Raw genomic sequence first — 17,734 nt, forward strand, 5'->3', positions numbered from 1 at the left:
CGTGATTTTAATTTTGAAATGTTATAATATAACACAACATGATTTCTGCAAGATGTTTTTCACATGCAACCATTACTGAATTTAAATAAAATATCTGTTTCCTTTGGTGAGAAACGGGTTCTTAAAAATGTCAGCTTTACGCTAAATAAAGGCGATATCGTGACACTTTTAGGCCCTAACGGTGCGGGTAAATCGACAATTGTGCGAGTTGTTCTTGGCTTATTAGCGCCAACTTCAGGTACGATTGAACGTGCTTCAGCGCTATCAATTGGCTATGTACCACAAAAATTACATTTAGATGCCACACTGCCATTGACTGTAAAACGATTTTTAATGCTAAAACCAAATGTTCGCTCAGAACAGTTGGCTCCTGCCCTTGAACGCGTTAATGCAACCCATTTACTCGATCAACCGATGCAAAAATTATCTGGTGGCGAAACACAGCGTGTATTACTCGCTCGTGCTTTACTGAATAAACCTGATCTGTTGGTTCTTGATGAGCCTGCGCAAGGTGTCGATGTTAATGGTCAAGTCGCACTCTATGATTTAATCAATCAATTGCGTACCGAGCTTGGCTGCGCAGTACTGATGGTCTCCCACGATCTGCACTTAGTGATGGCAAAAACAGATAAAGTGCTGTGTATTAATGGTCATATTTGCTGCTCGGGTACCCCTGATGTTGTCTCTAATCATCCTGAATTCGTTGCAATGTTCGGCTATCGAGGTGCATCACAACTTGGGGTATATCGTCATCATCATAATCATCAGCATGATTTAGACGGTAATGTGGTAACAGCTCATACCCACAGTAAGGAATGTAACCATGATTGAGTTGCTATTGCCCGGTTGGATTGCAGGGGTACTCTTAGCTATCGCAGCAGGTCCTTTAGGGTCATTTGTTGTATGGCGTCGTATGTCCTATTTTGGTGACACTCTCGCTCATGCCTCCTTGTTGGGGGTTGCTTTCGGACTTTTACTGAATATTAACCCCTTTTATGCTGTGATTGGTGTAACTCTACTACTATCGTTGATATTAGTATGGTTAGAGCGTCGACCTCAGCTCGCTGTTGATACCTTACTTGGCATTATGGCGCACAGTGCGCTGTCACTTGGCTTAGTGGTTGTTAGCTTAATGGCTAATGTACGTGTTGATTTAATGGCTTATTTGTTTGGTGACCTGCTTTCAGTGACTTACGATGACATTATCACTATTTTTATTGGGGTAGTTGTGGTGTGTGGGTTACTTTTATGGCGTTGGCGAGCACTACTGTCCATGACGGTGAATCAAGAGCTGGCGTTTGTTGATGGTGTGAATATTCAACGACTCCGTTTATTGTTAATGTTAGTCACAGCGTTAACCATTGGCATCGCAATGAAGTTCGTTGGAGCATTAATTATTACTTCCTTATTGATTATACCTGCGGCAACAGCGCGTCGTTTTGCTAGAACGCCTGAACAAATGGCATTTGTTGCGATATTAATTGGTATGTTATCGGTGACAGGAGGACTGACATTCTCTGCGTTCTACGATACACCTGCTGGCCCATCAGTAGTACTAACAGCTGCGATATTATTTGTTTTAAGTTTATTAGCAAAAGCAAAAAATTAAATGTGTATCAGCTGATCTTCAATAGATTGATGCTATTAGGTCAGCTGATAACCACCAAACGATGCCGATAGCTATCAGCATCTTCCCCCCAATAAAAATCATTCATAGATGCTAAATTTCTTTTGGCGTTAAGCCAAAGTGTAAATAGGCATGCGCGGTTGCCATTCGACCACGAGGTGTCCGCTGAATAAAACCTTGTTGGATCAAGAAAGGTTCTAATACATCTTCAATCGTTTCCCGTTCCTCACCAATTGCCGCCGCAAGGTTATCAACACCAACAGGTCCACCCATAAATTTATCAATGATCGCTACTAATAATTTTCTATCTAAATAATCGAAACCAGCGGCATCGACGTTCAACATATCCAGTGCTTGATTAGCAATTAATTCGTCAATTGAACCATCACCTTTGACTTGCGCGAAATCACGTACTCGACGTAATAAGCGGTTAGTAATACGTGGAGTGCCGCGTGAGCGCATTGCTACCTGACGAGCCCCCTCTTCACTAATTTCTAGCCCCATATATTGGGCACTACGTTTCACAATATGCTGTAAATCATCAACGTTATAGAACTCAAGGCGTTGCACAATCCCAAATCGGTCACGTAGTGGCGATGTTAAAGACCCCGCACGTGTAGTCGCGCCAATCAAAGTAAATGGCGGTAAATCAATTTTAATCGAACGCGCTGCCGGCCCTTCACCTATCATGATGTCGAGTTGGTAATCTTCCATGGCTGGATATAAGATCTCTTCAACCACTGGCGATAATCGGTGAATTTCATCAATAAATAAAACGTCGTGAGGCTCTAAGTTAGTCAGCATTGCGGCTAAATCACCGGCCTTTTCAAGCACTGGACCTGAGGTTGTACGTAAGTTAACCCCCATTTCGTTAGCGACAATGCCTGCCAAAGTGGTTTTGCCTAAACCAGGAGGACCAAAAATTAACAGATGATCAAGCGCGTCACCGCGTAATTTGGCCGCCTGAATAAAGATTTCCATTTGCTCTTTAACTTGCGGTTGCCCAATATACTCTTGCAGTAATTTCGGGCGGATCGCGCGATCAATGGCTTCTTCTTCTTCATGGATCACTTCAGCAGAAATTAGGCGATCAGCTTCAATCATCGTTCAATTCTCTCAATTAAAGTGCTGCACGCAATGCATCACGGATCAATGTTTCACAATCACTGTCAGGTTTCGCCACTTTACTGACCATACGGCTTGCTTCTTGTGGCTTATAACCTAATGCGACCAGTGCGGTTGCCGCTTCAGCTTCAATATCTGCGCTGCTTGGCGCTTTGCTATTCACATCAGGTAAAGTGATATCGGTGTTTTGATTAAATAGATCACCATTTAGACCTTTAAAACGGTCTTTCATTTCAACAACTAAACGCTCTGCTGTTTTCTTACCAATACCCGGTAGTTTAACCAATGATGAAATGGCTTCTTTTTCAATTGCAGAGACAAATTGCTGTGCTGACATCCCTGATAAGATAGCTAGCGCCAATTTGGGACCAACGCCATTAACTTTAATCAGTTCTTTAAACAACGCGCGTTCTTGTTTTTCATTAAATCCATACAGTAATTGAGCATCTTCGCGCACGACAAAGTGGGTAAAAATGATCGCTTCTTGGCCAATTTCGGGTAATTCATAAAAACAGGTCATTGGCATATGAACTTCATAACCAACACCTTGTAACTCTAGCAGAACAATGGGAGGTTGCTTTTCTAATACAATGCCACGTAAACGACCAATCACAATGAAGCCCTCTATTTATTTTTTTGATAGCGCTGTTTATACCATAAAAAAGGCTGGATGCATATCCAGCCAGACTGTGAGCAAACAAATTATGTGCGGTAGAAATCAATCACTATCTCAGTCGGCCACGAGTTAAAACTAAACGCGGATCACCAACACGTAATAGATTCTGATTGAAGTGACAATGTGTAATCGCGATTGCAAGGGCGTCTGCTGCGTCGGCTTGTGGGTTAGCTGACAGTTTCAAGATAGATTTAACCATATGCTGTACTTGGCTTTTTTCTGCTGCACCAGTACCTACTACGGTTTGTTTAACTTGTCGTGCCGCGTATTCAAATACCGCCACGTTTTGGTTCACACCAGCCACAATTGCCACGCCTCGTGCTTGACCAAGCTTTAATGCTGAATCGGCATTTTTAGCCATAAATACCTGCTCGATCGCCAAAACATCTGGTTGATATTGCGTGATAATTTCCGAGACTCCCGCATAAATACGTTGCAGACGGCTTGGTAAATCATCAACTTGTGTACGAATACAACCACTTCCCAAATACAAAAGTTGCCTGCCTTGTTGGCGGATCACACCATACCCAGTTATTCGAGAACCGGGATCTATACCTAAAATAATCGCCATATCAAAGCCTATTAATATCCTTTATTACTTTTAATATCATCTTATCTGTATCTTTTAGATGCCACAATAGTCTATTCCAGCATGGCAGTAGTGAGGTGTATTCTGTAAACAGAATATTTAACAGGATGGAAGATAAGGGAAAGAGGCGTTAGAGAAAGCGGGCTGTTGTGATAACCATCCAGCTTTCTCTACGCAAGTGCTCACTGATTAAAGTTGTTCAGCAACTTCGTCAGAGATATCACCGTTGTGGTAGACTTCTTGTACGTCGTCAGAATCTTCCAACATATCAATCAATCGCAGCAGTTTAGGTGCTGTTTCAACATCTAATTCCGCTTTAGTTGATGGGATCATAGAAACTTCTGCGCCTTCACTGGTGAAACCGGCTGCATCAAGTGCGTCTTTTACTTCGCCGAACGTTTCTGGCGTTGTATACACATCAATTGCACCATCATCATACGTTTCAACATCGTCAGCGCCCGCATCTAACGCGGCTTCCATCAATGCATCTTCATCAACGCCCGGTGCGTAAGTGATCACACCTCGTTTGGTGAACAGATAAGAAACTGAACCATCAGTACCTAAGTTACCACCCGTTTTTGTAAAAGCATGACGGACTTCTGAAACGGTACGGTTGCGGTTATCACTCAGGCATTCAACCATAACCGCGGTGCCGCCTGGGCCATAGCCTTCATAAATGATAGTTTCCATATTATCGTTATCATCGTTACCCACACCACGTGCAATCGCGCGGTTTAGTGTGTCACGAGTCATGTTGTTCGATAACGCCTTATCCACAGCAGCGCGTAAACGCGGGTTAGTAGCAGGATCACCGCCACCTAAACGCGCAGCTGTGACCAGCTCACGGATAATTTTAGTGAATATCTTACCGCGTTTAGCGTCTTGTGCCGCTTTACGGTGTTTGGTATTGGCCCATTTACTATGACCTGCCATGAAATATCTCCAAAAACGTCAATAAAAATTAAACAGCAAATTCTAAGATAGCTTGACGGTTACTCCAAGACTTGGTGAGCTCTGCCGCCTCTTGAGGTGGCACCCAACAAAACTCTGTATGTTCCGTCAAGATTGGTACCTGCTCTTCGCTAAGCACCATTTTAAACCAATGCTCTTTACAATGAGTGACATCGGGGGCATAGCGATGTCTAAAGTGTGCAAATATTTCAAACGTTACCTCACGATCAAGATCGCATAATTGACCTTGCTCTAAGAGAAACCCTGTTTCTTCACTCACTTCTCGCACAGCAGTTTCAAACGTCCCTTCGTTATGATCTAAACTTCCTGTCACCGATTGCCAAAAGTCAGGATCATCTTTACGTCTTAACATAAGCACATTACCACTCGATTTAGCGGTGATAATCACTAAGACCGATTCAGGTCGTTTGAAACTTTTCATCATCAATTAATTTTAAGCTTCTACATCTTTAGCAACGACTGAAATAGCTAATTCTGTCAGTGCGTCAGGGTTTGCATGGCTAGGTGCATTAGTCATTAAGCAAGCCGCTGCTGTTGTTTTAGGGAACGCAATAACATCACGGATGTTATCAGTACCGGTTAACAACATCACTAAACGGTCAAGACCAAATGCCAAACCTGCATGTGGCGGTGTGCCATATTTTAATGCATCGAGCAAGAAGCCAAATTTCTCACGTTGCTCTTCTTCATTAATTCCTAGAATATTAAACACCGTTTGTTGCATTTCGCTACGGTGAATACGTACTGAGCCACCACCCACTTCATAACCATTGATAACCATATCATAGGCATTAGCAACCGCATCTTCTGGTTTCTGCGCCAAGTCTTCCGGTGAATAATCACGCGGAGAAGTAAATGGATGATGCATTGCTGTTAAACCGCCTTCACCATCGTCTTCAAACATAGGGAAGTCAATCACCCATAATGGCTGCCAGCTATTCAAATTAGTCAGTTCGAAATCACGACCGACTTTTAAACGCAAGGCTCCCATTGAATCAGTGACAACATTTTTAGCGCCCGCGCCGAACAGTATAATATCACCATCGACTGCACCCGTTCTCTCTAGAAGCTGATTGATCACATCTTCTGTTAAGAATTTAGCGACTGGACTTTGGATACCTTCCAAACCTTTCGCGCGTTCATTAACCTTCATCCACGCCAAACCTTTCGCACCATAAATGCCAACAAATTGACCATATTCATCAATTTGTTTACGCGTCATTGCAGCACCGCCGGGTACTTTTAGCGCAGCAACACGGCCTTTAGGATCGTTAGCAGGTCCTGCAAAGACAGCAAATTCGACATCTTTAACGATATCCGCCACATCTACTAACTCCATCGGGTTACGTAGATCGGGCTTATCCGAACCATAACGACGCATTGCTTCAGCAAACGTCATGATTGGGAAGTCGCCTAAATCGACACCTTTCACTTCCTGCCATAATTGACGGATCATACGCTCCATGATTTCACGGACTTGCTCAGCCGTCATAAATGATGTTTCAACGTCGATTTGAGTAAATTCAGGTTGACGATCTGCACGCAAGTCTTCATCACGGAAACATTTTACAATTTGGTAATAACGATCGAAACCAGACATCATCAGCAATTGTTTAAATAGCTGTGGTGACTGTGGCAAAGCATAAAACTTCCCTTTATGAACGCGACTTGGCACCAAATAGTCACGTGCACCTTCAGGCGTTGCTTTGGTTAACATTGGCGTTTCAACATCAACAAAGCCTTCGTTATCCATAAAGTTACGGACAAAACTAGTAATTTTTGCACGTGTGCGTAGACGCTCTGACATTTCAGGACGACGCAGGTCAAGATAACGATACTTTAAACGACGCTCTTCGGTATTGGTTTGATTGCTATCAAGAGGTAATGGCTCTGATTTATTAAAGACATCAAGTTCTTCAGCAAAAATTTCAATTTCGCCTGTCGCCATATCTTTATTTTTTTGGTTATCAGGGCGAGCACGCACAGTACCTGTGATCTGGATACAGAATTCATTACGCAATTCGGAGGCTTTTTCAAACAGGTCTTTACGCTCTGGGTCGAAAAATACTTGCACAATACCTTCACGGTCGCGCATATCGATAAAAATTAAACCACCTAAATCACGACGACGGTTTACCCATCCACAAAGAGTGACCTTTTGGCCTTCATGAGCAATGTTTAACTGCCCACAATAGTTAGTACGCATACAATATCCTTTTTACTCAGCTTGTTGTGCATTTGCTTGCTGCGGAAATTTGGCATTTTGCTGAACATCAGAATGTCAAAAAGGCAGACATTATACAGGAAATTCTGTTGCACAAACAGTGACGTATTAGGGGGCAAAACCTAATATTTTTGTTTTTAATCATTTTAAAATCGATTAAAAGATAGCCGAAAAACGTAACGAGCACTGCACCTTGGTATAGACAGAATTTATAACTAAAGGTGATTTTAAGTGACTCTACCGCTTATGTACATATTGTCATTAGGGTTTATTTCATGACTAACGCTTTAGGCGCAGAAAAAAACAACAAACTGTCTATTAAAAACATCAATAAAAGCTAAACAAAGGATCATTTTGCTCTTTATATTATATATAGAGGGAACATTCATAACACATCTATTTCGGAATCATTACTGCCTATCCTTTGCTATGATTACACTAATTTAGACTATCACTATAAAGGTCATTTTATGAAAAAAGGCTTATTCGTTTCTTCATTGTTTCTTCTACTTGTAGGTTGCCAAACTGTGAAACCAGCCGATAATACAAAAACGTTTTATATCGACTCAACACTCGCTGACTGTGTCGGTGTTGCCCCCATGAAATGCATGAAAGTCAAACAAGATCCTAATGCAGATTGGGAATATTTTTATGGTTCAATCCAAGGGTTTGACTATCAACCTGGCTATCAATATACCTTGAAAGTAAAACAATTTGATATCGCAAATCCACCCGCTGATGCTCCAAGCATCCGTTATGAGCTAGTTGAGATCATCAATAAAACTCAATAATGTCATGTCACCTTATACTATCTCGTTAGCAGGTACATATTTCATCTGCTAACGAGAGTTTAATCAATAATCCATTGTTTTTATTATGGTTAGATCATAAGATTTTACGCATTAAAAATGCATCATCATCTACACATATAATGAATATTTTTATGAACAGCAAAATTATTGATAAATTAGGCCTAATTACTCTACGTGACCGAAAAGTCGCGATGGTTCGTTCTCACAATAAAACCTTGTTTTATATCCCCGGCGGAAAACGAGAGCTTAATGAAACTGATGAACAAGCCTTATGCCGTGAACTTGACGAAGAGCTCACCCTAACATTACATCTCGATTCAATTCGCTTTTATGGTGAATTCATTGGGCTTGCTGATGGCAAGCAAGATGGAACACAAGTGCGCATACGTTGTTATTTCGCAGATTATGATGGTTCCCCAATACCTGCCGCAGAAATCGCTGAGTTAGCGTGGCTTGATAGTCATGATCTTCCCTTATGCTCAGCCACAGCGGCAATCATCGTTTCGCAATTACAACAAGATGGCCTCATTAATTAAATAGATATTATATACACTTAAACTTTACTGGATTTCAGTTTGAAAGAAAGTGACTAATCGTTTTACCATTAGTAAATTTTACTAATATCTATTAATATAATACACAGTATTAATCAATTAGTGAGTCATTTTGGTTAAGCAATGGAGTGAATAAATGGTCAGCTCTTTATATGCTGTACTGGGCGCTTTGCTACTTATTAAGTTGTCATTAAATGTGGTTAAGCTGAGGAACCAATACCGCGTTTCGTATGGTGATGGTGGTTTTTATGAGCTACAAACCGCAATACGTGTTCATGGCAATGCCATTGAATACATTCCTATTGCTTTAATTTTATTGCTTTTTATGGAAATGAATGGCGCACAAGTTTGGATGATCCATCTATGTGGGTTGATCTTGATTGCGGGACGAGTACTACATTCATATGGACTCAAAAACCATGATATCTCTTATCGACGTTCAGGCATGGCAGCAACCTATATTGCGATCACATTGATGGTTATGGCCAATATTTACTACTTACCTTGGATACAAATCTTCTCGTTCAATCTTTAATTTTTATTATTAATACTGTAAATAATTCGAAATACCGGTAAAAAAAGATAGAGGTGCAGCACAGTGACGTTATGCGACGTTATGCATAGTTAAGTTCTAAGACTCAACTCGCTGAATGTAGTCACCGCACCTGAACAAAAAGCCCAATGAGTTAAAGTATCACGGATATATACGACGCTTAACTCAGCGTCGTAAAACTTTTATGGTACTTTTGAGCAATTGATTTTCAGCTTATCCGCCTTTTCTGCTACAATCTGCGACTACTTTTCGTTTTACATATACAGATCTTATGTCAAGTCAGGAATCCAACAATAAAGATAGCCTGTTTAGCGCCCCAATTGCTAATTTAGGTGATTGGCAATTTGATGAAAAAGTTGCTGAAGTCTTCCCCGATATGATCCAACGTTCCGTACCGGGGTATTCAAATATTATTACCATGATTGGGATGCTAGCGAGCCGCTTTGTAACAGAAGGCAGCAATATCTATGATCTGGGTTGCTCGTTAGGTGCTGCAACATTGTCGATGCGCCGTAATATTAACGCTCAACACTGTCAAATTATTGCTGTTGATAATTCACCCGCTATGGTTGAACGCTGCCGTCGTCATATTGATGCTTATAAAGCTGCGACTCCTGTCAATGTTATTGAAGGTGATATTCGCGATGTTGATATTGAAAATGCCTCAATGGTAGTACTCAATTTTACATTACAATTCCTCAATCCTGATGATCGCCAACGACTCTTAAATAAAATCTACCAAGGTTTGAAACCTGGCGGGATTTTAGTGTTATCAGAGAAGTTTAATTTTGAAGACCAACAAATTGGTGAATTATTATTCAATATGCATCATGACTTTAAACGTGCTAATGGCTATAGCGAATTAGAAATTAGTCAAAAACGTAGCATGCTAGAAAATGTGATGTTAACCGACTCCGTTGAAACACATAAATCACGCTTACAACAAGCAGGCTTTACCCATTGTGAAGTTTGGTTTCAATGCTTCAATTTTGGCTCATTATTAGCCTTAAAAGGAGCCTCATAATGATTGATTTTGGACGCTTCTATCAGCACATTGCGACGGGGCCCTTAAGCCATTGGTTAGATACCCTACCGTCTCAAATCACTGAGTGGAAAAATCATAACTTACATGGCGGATTCAAATCATGGGAGAAGATGCTTGATAATTTACCCGTGATGACGCCAACTGTTTTAGATTTAAAGCATAGTGTCACCGCAACGCGTGATCCTGAGTTATCTGCTGGCGAAACACGTCGTTTAAATAATATTCTTGAACAACTAAAACCTTGGCGTAAAGGTCCTTTTTCCCTTTATGGGGTCAATATTGATACCGAATGGCGTTCCGACTGGAAATGGGAACGTGTATTACCTCATATTTCCCCATTACAAGGTCGTATGGTACTCGATGTTGGATGTGGTAGTGGCTATCACATGTGGCGGATGCTAGGAGAAGGTGCTTCATTTGTCGTTGGTATCGATCCAACACAGCTTTTCCTTTGCCAATTTGAAGCTGTTAGAAAATTGCTTGGTGATGACCAACGTGCTCACCTACTTCCTCTAGGTATAGAACAATTACCCGCACTAAATGCCTTTGATACCGTCTTTTCAATGGGGGTACTTTACCACCGCCGTTCGCCATTAGATCACTTATGGCAATTGAAAAATCAGCTTACCAGTGAAGGTGAATTAATATTAGAAAGCTTAGTCGTTGAAGGTGATGAATTCCAATGCCTTGTACCCGGTGAGCGCTACGCACAAATGCGTAATGTATACTTTATTCCTTCGGCAAAAATGCTGAAAGTTTGGCTAGAAAAATGTGGCTTTGTTGATGTACGCATTGTAGATCAAGCCCTCACATCAGTTGAAGAGCAACGACGTACTGAATGGATGACAACTGAATCATTAGCTGAGTTTTTAGATCCTAACGACTCCACTAAAACGATTGAAGGCTATCCCGCACCGTTAAGAGCGATCTTAGTCGCTCGTAAACCTTAAATAAAAGGGGTCTTGTTCCCCCTTTCTGGCTGCTGACAAACATTTTATGGTTGCTGGCAGTCATTAGGCTTTTTAAAATAAATTAAAAAACTCAATAATAAGTTCCCTTGACGTACTTATAGCATCGCTAGCTTAAATAAAACTCGAGCATACTTTCAAAAACACTTACATATATACTTACAAAGTAAAAAACATTTTCTATATCCAAATGTTCTTTATTCTAATATAAATAGTTATAATTATATTCCTTCAAAAATCTATTTTAGATTATTAATTTTAACTCTTCATTTTTGGTTTTTCTTATGCGAATTTTTTACTGTTTCATTATATCATTGTCTTTGCTCGCCTGCTCCCCTTCTGAAAATCGAATCTTGACTGCTGTAAAAAAAGCAATTAGTGAACATTATCCAGAACCAGACACTATTCAATATAAAGATATTTCTGTTTATAGAAATATTGATGACGCTACCATATGTGGTGAATTTAATGCAAAAAACAGCAATGGTGAATTTATTGGATATCAACCTTTTGTCAGCCAAGTTGTTATAAGCGATAATATAGATATTCTCAGTATAAATATTAGAAATAGAAATAATTCTAGCAGCTTCCCTTCATTAATTTGTGAAAACCATGGCTATGAAGGAGCAAAAAGCGCCCAAAATCGCCAAAGGCAAGAATTCATGAACAATATAAATAAGCTTGCTGTAATAGAAGAGAATATCCATGATGAGTCTGTTCGTAAACGAGTTGTAACACATCTAATAAATAGAGCAAAAGAAATTTATGATTCCGAATTAAGTGCAGATACACTCAAGATAGTTGATAATGGCGAAGGTCGTTATGTAAGCATAATCGCATACAAAAAAGGAAACGATATTTATTTCACCTCATTATTAAACTCTGCAATATACGATTTAGAACCATTTAATAATAATATCGTAAAATACATACATACAAATGAAAATGATAAAAATTTGGCGGTAATTGGTAATTATGACACCGAAATAGAGGATGATGACCAAGAAGAACTCGAAATGTTCATTCTCGCTAGAGAGATCTTAGAAAATGGGATCCCTTATGCAAACACTGTTTTATCTGCCAAAAATTAACCTTTCATTTACGATATATACTCTACATCATTTGAGTTACAGGTAAACGACTAACTGAAAATAGTCAACAGCCCTGTAACTTAAAGTGTGACGAGTACATACTCCATCCTCTGATCATCTTAATAGACTTCCTAATATCATCATAAATAAAAAATAAGAACCAATGATAACATAAGGAGAAATAGTTAAAAATGCAATTAAAAACAATAAAATGGACATTTTCTTATTAGATGTGATAGATGACAACCATAGTGCTGCAAACATTAAAACAGCTATTGTGATAGGTGAGGTTTTATGAAAAATATAAAAACTAAACTTCAGTAATGTTATAATCGACATTCCCTGTCACTGATCCTTTTACTACTTTAATTTTTTATTCGAAACAATTGAATGAGACCCTATATTAATACTCCATCTATTTTCGAATAAACTACACTACAGCCTTTTCAGTAATCGAAATAAAATCTTTCATCGCTTCAACTGTTGGCCCATCAACACAATAATGCGTGAACTCATCATTTTCACTGTTGGACGCCATGGTGACACCAACTTTACGGTAATTCATACTTGAAGGAACCGATTTCCCAGCAGAGCTATGTACTTCTGTCAGGCCAATCTCCATAAATTTACTCAAGTTAGCCAAGCGTACCCCAGCTCCAGCCATAATTACTGGCCCCTCTATTTCACGGCTTTTGTCATGCAATTCTTTTAATAATGGTAAACCAAGCTCTGCATTTTGCTGTTGCCCTGACGTCAAAATACGTGCGACACCTAGATTTTTTAGTTGCTCTAATGCCTGTAGCGGGTTAATACACATATCAAAAGCACGGTGAAAAGTAATCTGCATGCCTTTTGCGATTTCCATTAATGGATACATACGGTCAATATCAATACGCCCTTCTGTATCTAATATACCAATGACTGCACCAGGAAAGCCCATTTCTTTCACCATCAATAGGTCTTCACGGATCACTTCAAATTCATTCATGTCATAGCAAAAGTCGCCGCCACGAGGACGAATAATTGGATGAACTGGAATATGCAGCTTTTCTTTCGCCAGCTTCAGATATCCATAGCTTGGTGTTAAACCACCATCAGCGGCACCAGAGCACAATTCAACACGATCGGCACCATATTCTTGTGCAACTTGCGCACATTCGATACCAAAACAGCAAATTTCCAGCTTTGCCATAACCACCTCCAAAACGTAAGATTAAAGTATTTACTTTAATAGCTAATTAATCACTTAAGTTAAAAATGTTATTCGTTAACATTCGTGCAATCATGCCACTAATTCTTTTTCGTTATCGGATAAACATCACAGCATGAACAGTTTTTTGCGAGTTATTCTCAATAACGTTAATCACATCACTTATTTTTCGCTTTCAATGATCTGTTTTAGTGTAAATGGATGGTATTTGATGGTGATTAATCCATTTGTCACTGCTAATGTTGGATTAGGCAACCTTTCTGACTGGCCTTTTGGCTGACTGACTTTTATCGAATAGCCTAGAGGTAATGGTTGAGGTAATAATGCATACGCGGTATTTTCTAGCCGTTCTGGGGTAACATCAATCACCATTTCAACATGCTCCCAGGTTTCTTTTGGATAGACTTTCCCTTTGGGGAAAGGCAATTCAATCACAAACACCTCTTGGGATACCACATTCAGTGGTTGAAAAAGACTAAATAAACAAATTGGACGACCATTAATCTCATTTTCTGACATGAGGTGTGCACAACGCAGTAACCCTGTTCGCCAACGTTCTGCGGTTTCTCTATGATGACAACGCACAGACATATGATCAATCTGAAAATCAGTTAGGGAAATTTTTAGATCTTGCGCCATTTGCGTTAACTGTTGTTCAAATTCAGGTAAAGCCAGCCACAAATCGTGCAATTCTGCGATATTAGCAAAGTCAGTCATTTTAATTACTCTTTTACTTTTGAATAAAATCGCCAGACTGTAGCACGAGTCCCTCGAAATATGGTATAAAACCAGCCGAATTTTCTCTTCTTTCTTTTAGTTCTGCGCATGTGATGGCACAATGCGATAACTATGTTCGTTATTTAAGGTAATCCGGTGAATATTCAGGCTATTCTTTCAGATAAAATCAGTGCTGCAATGCAGGCAGCGGGAGCCCCAGAAGGCAGTGATGCACTTGTGCGTCAATCAGCAAAAGCCCAGTTTGGCGATTATCAAGCTAACGGTGTTATGGGCGCTGCTAAAAAAATGGGCATCAACCCCCGACAACTGGCCGAGCAAGTAGTTAACCACTTAGATCTTGAAGGGATTGCAAGTAAGACCGAAATTGCAGGCCCTGGCTTCATAAATATCTTTCTTGAGCCAACTTGGATTACTACACATGTTGAACGTGCACTTAACGATCCACATTTAGGCTTATCACCTGTTAAACCTGAAACAATTGTGATCGACTATTCTGCCCCCAATGTGGCAAAACAAATGCATGTTGGACATTTACGTTCCACCATCATTGGTGATGCAGCAGCACGAACTCAAGAGTACCTTGGTCATAAAGTGATCCGTGCAAATCACGTTGGTGACTGGGGTACACAGTTTGGTATGCTAATCGCTTACCTTGAAAAAATGCAAAATGAAAACGCCAGTGATATGGCGCTAGCTGATCTCGAAGAATTTTATCGCGAAGCTAAACAGCACTATGATGCTGATCCTGCATTTGCTGAACGTGCCCGTGGGTATGTTGTTAAGTTACAGTCAGGTGATGAGTATTGCCGCAAAATGTGGCGTAAATTGGTTGACATCACCATGCAACAAAACCAAGAAACCTATCGTCGCTTAAATGTCACATTGACTGAAGATGATGTGATGGGTGAGAGTCTGTATAACAGCATGTTGCCGGGTATTGTTGCTGATCTTAAAGCAAAAGGCTTAGCTGTAGAAAGTGAAGGCGCTACTGTCGTTTACCTTGATGAGTTTAAAAACAAAGAAGGTGAACCGATGGGCGTGATTGTCCAGAAAAAAGATGGTGGTTTCCTGTACACCACGACAGATATCGCTTGTGCAAAATATCGCCATGAAGTACTCCATGCCGATCGCTCACTGTATTATATCGATTCACGCCAACATCAACATCTGATGCAAGCATGGACCATCGTACGTAAAGCTGGCTATATCCCTGATTCCATGTCACTTGAGCATCATATGTTTGGGATGATGCTAGGTAAAGATGGCAAACCATTTAAAACCCGCTCTGGTGGGACTGTACGTCTTTCTGATTTACTGGATGAAGCAATCGAGCGTGCACAAGCTTTGATCCGCACTAAAAACCCTGACATGCCAGAAGATGAGCTCAACAATGTCGCCAATGTCGTTGGTATCGGTGCCGTCAAATACGCCGATTTATCCAAAAGCCGTACCACCGATTATATCTTTGATTGGGATAATATGTTGGCCTTTGAAGGTAACACTGCGCCATACATGCAATATGCCTACACCCGTGTTGCTTCTATCTTTAAAAAAGCCGATGTGACACAAGCTGATCTTACGTCACCTGTAATGCTAGAAGATCCACGTGAAATTGCCTTAGCCACTCGCTTGATGCAATTTGAAGAAACTATTTTGCAGGTTGCTCGTGATGGAACACCACACGTGATGTGTGCTTATCTATATGACTTAGCAGGTCTTTTCTCTAGTTTCTATGAGCACTGCCCTGTTTTAACCGCAGACACAGAAGCACAGCGTCAAAGTCGTTTGAAATTAGCGCTACTGACTCAAAGAACCTTAAAAACAGGCCTAGATACTTTAGGTATTGATACTGTTGAAAGAATGTAATTTATTCTGTTTATATTAGATAGACTGAGCGCATATTCAATAATATGCGCTCAGAGACAACCACCAACCATAAGATGTTTGATGGTGGCAGTTAGCTATACCAAATTGAATAATAAAAATTAATTGACTGATTTTTCCCGCCACTTTTAGAGTATACATCTACATGACTGGCTACTCTGCCAATTTGACTGCAGTTACTCATCCGACCGCAACTAACATACAGCCATTCGAGCAGCCACACGCCACTTTATGGCCTTCGAGTGCGACGGGGATCCCGTTGATTTTTATTAAGCTGTCCCCCTCGGCGATAGCGCCTGTTTTTTTGCATGACGGGCAATAAACCGAGTCGCCTACACAGGCGACGCCTTCGGTTTGTTTGGCTAGGGAAGAGCCTGTCAGCACTGTACCGCCGGTATTGGTGGTGTCGTTTTTTAAAATGATTTTACGGCCGTTAACTGTGCTGCGCATGATGAGGCTTTTCCTTGTCAAGTTGATTAAGGATTGTCTCGATTTGTGCATCAACATCAACAGGGGGCTCGTAACTACCAAAATAAAACTTCAATGGCTCACTTTCAAAATCATGATCGGTGATTGCCTCTCGCCCTTTTTGCATATAAGCGTTAATAAAGCTAATAAATGCATTATTCTCATACTCTTCACTGAGAAACAAACTACTGTGAACCGATGCATTCGGTTGAAACAAAATCGTGTCTAATCGATTTTTGTCGGTATTAAATGTAAATAACTTGATAAATAGATTATTGCTTGGGGCTGCATATCCGGCATCTTCATAGCGGGCTACATAGACTTTTTTATTTTCCCATGTATATAAAAGATTACGTTTTCTATCCAATACCAGTATCGGGTAAGGTCCAATAAAGACGGATTTTCCTGTAATATAGAGAGCATAACCAAAAGCGAATGCGAATAATATGGTTAAATATATTGAGTACTTTGTCCCTGCATAAAAATTTCCCGAGTAATAAGAGATTAAGTAATCAAATAAATTGGGGGTTTTATCAAAAAAAGGACGGTATCTCTCTATTCCTTGAGGTGTATTAGTAGAATTTTCATATTTCTCTTTATATGTGTTAGTCAAAAAAATAAAGTGACGATATCTTGAGCTATGCCCATCAAAAAAAGAGTAAGCACTAAATATAAAAACAGCGAGAACAACCAAAAATAACGGTATTGAACTGACCTTTCGATGATTAAAGTTGGTTGATTTTATTTGGCATTGTTCCGAGTTTATTTTTAACACATAAGGACTGTCTTCTAACGAACCTTTAGCATTATAGTCTTCTGGATAAGACGTGATTTTTTGCGTTTTTAGTTTACTCGGAAACATGGTTCCCATAAAAAATTTGAACATTACGGGGCCTCTACATCAATATCATCATCTGATTTTATAAGACGAATAGGCTTTAATATGCGTTCTAACAACGCCCTCTCATTATTCATTTTTTCAAAATCAATTAGGTTTTTCGATATATTGATTGGCATAAATTGTTTCCATGTTTAACTCTCGGAGTCATATGGCGAGGTAAACAACCGCGCCATTACGACTAAAAACATCTTTGCTCAATAACAGTTATCCAATATTGACAGAGGAACCACCGATAAGCACACCGCCACAGCTAACCATGTTCTCCTTTTTTACCGATGAGCCGGTGAGTAGACACAG

The 17,734-nt window shown here is 40.1% G+C and carries 19 protein-coding genes; 9 read left to right on the forward strand and 10 right to left on the reverse strand.

Annotated elements, in window-relative coordinates:
* The first annotated feature begins 63 nt into the window (after positions 1–63).
* Positions 64–831: a zinc ABC transporter ATP-binding protein ZnuC gene (gene znuC, locus M1E96_RS10805; protein WP_272579772.1), complete on the forward strand. Its 768-nt coding sequence runs from the start codon at positions 64–66 to the stop codon at positions 829–831.
* Positions 824–1,609, forward strand: a complete 786-nt coding sequence (gene znuB, locus M1E96_RS10810) for a zinc ABC transporter permease subunit ZnuB (protein WP_070929617.1) — start codon at positions 824–826, stop codon at positions 1,607–1,609. The genes znuC and znuB overlap by 8 nt, the downstream gene beginning before the upstream one ends.
* Before the next feature lie 111 nt (positions 1,610–1,720).
* Here the strand turns inward: znuB and ruvB are convergent, their stop codons facing one another.
* The 6 genes from ruvB to aspS all read right to left on the reverse strand — a co-directional run bounded on the left by ruvB (position 1,721) and on the right by aspS (position 7,195).
* Positions 1,721–2,731: a Holliday junction branch migration DNA helicase RuvB gene (gene ruvB, locus M1E96_RS10815; protein WP_140179298.1), complete on the reverse strand. Its 1,011-nt coding sequence runs from the start codon at positions 2,729–2,731 to the stop codon at positions 1,721–1,723.
* A gap of 16 nt (positions 2,732–2,747) precedes the next feature.
* A complete protein-coding gene (gene ruvA / locus M1E96_RS10820) occupies positions 2,748–3,365 on the reverse strand; it encodes a Holliday junction branch migration protein RuvA (RefSeq protein WP_272579771.1) in 618 nt (205 codons plus the stop codon).
* A gap of 112 nt (positions 3,366–3,477) precedes the next feature.
* Positions 3,478–3,999 (reverse strand): crossover junction endodeoxyribonuclease RuvC, encoded by a 522-nt coding sequence (ruvC, locus tag M1E96_RS10825; RefSeq protein ID WP_140179296.1) that lies wholly within the window; start codon positions 3,997–3,999, stop codon positions 3,478–3,480.
* Between the two features lie 207 nt (positions 4,000–4,206).
* Positions 4,207–4,950, reverse strand: coding sequence for a YebC/PmpR family DNA-binding transcriptional regulator (locus M1E96_RS10830; protein WP_070929621.1), 744 nt, complete (start codon positions 4,948–4,950; stop codon positions 4,207–4,209).
* A 28-nt stretch (positions 4,951–4,978) separates the two neighbouring features.
* Positions 4,979–5,410 carry a dihydroneopterin triphosphate diphosphatase gene (gene nudB / locus M1E96_RS10835; RefSeq protein WP_337979965.1) on the reverse strand — a complete coding sequence of 144 codons (432 nt, stop codon included), beginning with the start codon at positions 5,408–5,410 and terminating at the stop codon, positions 4,979–4,981.
* Between the two features lie 12 nt (positions 5,411–5,422).
* Entirely contained in the window at positions 5,423–7,195 is a 1,773-nt protein-coding gene (aspS, locus tag M1E96_RS10840; RefSeq protein WP_070929622.1) for an aspartate--tRNA ligase, read from the reverse strand.
* A 488-nt stretch (positions 7,196–7,683) separates the two neighbouring features.
* Here aspS and M1E96_RS10845 point away from each other — a divergent pair, with 488 nt between their 5' ends.
* The 6 genes from M1E96_RS10845 to M1E96_RS10870 all read left to right on the forward strand — a co-directional run bounded on the left by M1E96_RS10845 (position 7,684) and on the right by M1E96_RS10870 (position 12,236).
* Positions 7,684–8,004 (forward strand): DUF4377 domain-containing protein, encoded by a 321-nt coding sequence (locus tag M1E96_RS10845; protein ID WP_070929623.1) that lies wholly within the window; start codon positions 7,684–7,686, stop codon positions 8,002–8,004.
* A gap of 152 nt (positions 8,005–8,156) precedes the next feature.
* Positions 8,157–8,561, forward strand: coding sequence for an NUDIX domain-containing protein (locus M1E96_RS10850; protein WP_318705764.1), 405 nt, complete (start codon positions 8,157–8,159; stop codon positions 8,559–8,561).
* A gap of 154 nt (positions 8,562–8,715) precedes the next feature.
* Positions 8,716–9,114: an MAPEG family protein gene (locus M1E96_RS10855; RefSeq protein ID WP_140179291.1), complete on the forward strand. Its 399-nt coding sequence runs from the start codon at positions 8,716–8,718 to the stop codon at positions 9,112–9,114.
* A 289-nt stretch (positions 9,115–9,403) separates the two neighbouring features.
* On the forward strand, positions 9,404–10,156 hold the full coding sequence (gene cmoA, locus M1E96_RS10860) for a carboxy-S-adenosyl-L-methionine synthase CmoA (protein ID WP_070929626.1): 753 nt from the start codon (positions 9,404–9,406) through the stop codon (positions 10,154–10,156).
* Complete coding sequence (cmoB, locus tag M1E96_RS10865; RefSeq protein ID WP_140179287.1) at positions 10,156–11,127, forward strand: tRNA 5-methoxyuridine(34)/uridine 5-oxyacetic acid(34) synthase CmoB; 972 nt, start codon at positions 10,156–10,158, stop codon at positions 11,125–11,127. Before cmoA ends, cmoB begins: the two co-directional genes overlap by 1 nt.
* A gap of 371 nt (positions 11,128–11,498) precedes the next feature.
* Entirely contained in the window at positions 11,499–12,236 is a 738-nt protein-coding gene (locus M1E96_RS10870; protein WP_272579767.1) for a hypothetical protein, read from the forward strand.
* A 430-nt stretch (positions 12,237–12,666) separates the two neighbouring features.
* Here M1E96_RS10870 and cutC read toward each other — a convergent pair whose 3' ends face one another.
* Positions 12,667–13,428, reverse strand: coding sequence for a copper homeostasis protein CutC (gene cutC, locus M1E96_RS10875; protein WP_070929629.1), 762 nt, complete (start codon positions 13,426–13,428; stop codon positions 12,667–12,669).
* A 180-nt stretch (positions 13,429–13,608) separates the two neighbouring features.
* Positions 13,609–14,163 carry a VOC family protein gene (locus M1E96_RS10880; RefSeq protein ID WP_319065938.1) on the reverse strand — a complete coding sequence of 185 codons (555 nt, stop codon included), beginning with the start codon at positions 14,161–14,163 and terminating at the stop codon, positions 13,609–13,611.
* Positions 14,164–14,319: 156 nt separating this feature from the next.
* On the opposite strand from M1E96_RS10880, the gene argS reads away from it, so the two are divergent.
* Positions 14,320–16,050, forward strand: a complete 1,731-nt coding sequence (argS, locus tag M1E96_RS10885) for an arginine--tRNA ligase (RefSeq protein WP_272579766.1) — start codon at positions 14,320–14,322, stop codon at positions 16,048–16,050.
* A 198-nt stretch (positions 16,051–16,248) separates the two neighbouring features.
* Here the strand turns inward: argS and M1E96_RS10890 are convergent, their stop codons facing one another.
* Positions 16,249–16,518, reverse strand: coding sequence for a PAAR domain-containing protein (locus tag M1E96_RS10890; protein ID WP_337979366.1), 270 nt, complete (start codon positions 16,516–16,518; stop codon positions 16,249–16,251).
* On the reverse strand, positions 16,502–17,422 hold the full coding sequence (locus M1E96_RS10895; RefSeq protein WP_337979367.1) for a hypothetical protein: 921 nt from the start codon (positions 17,420–17,422) through the stop codon (positions 16,502–16,504). The genes M1E96_RS10890 and M1E96_RS10895 overlap by 17 nt, the downstream gene beginning before the upstream one ends.
* Positions 17,423–17,734 lie beyond the last annotated feature (312 nt).

The organism is Providencia sp. PROV236 (assembly GCF_033676985.1).
Classification (GTDB): domain Bacteria; phylum Pseudomonadota; class Gammaproteobacteria; order Enterobacterales; family Enterobacteriaceae; genus Providencia; species Providencia manganoxydans.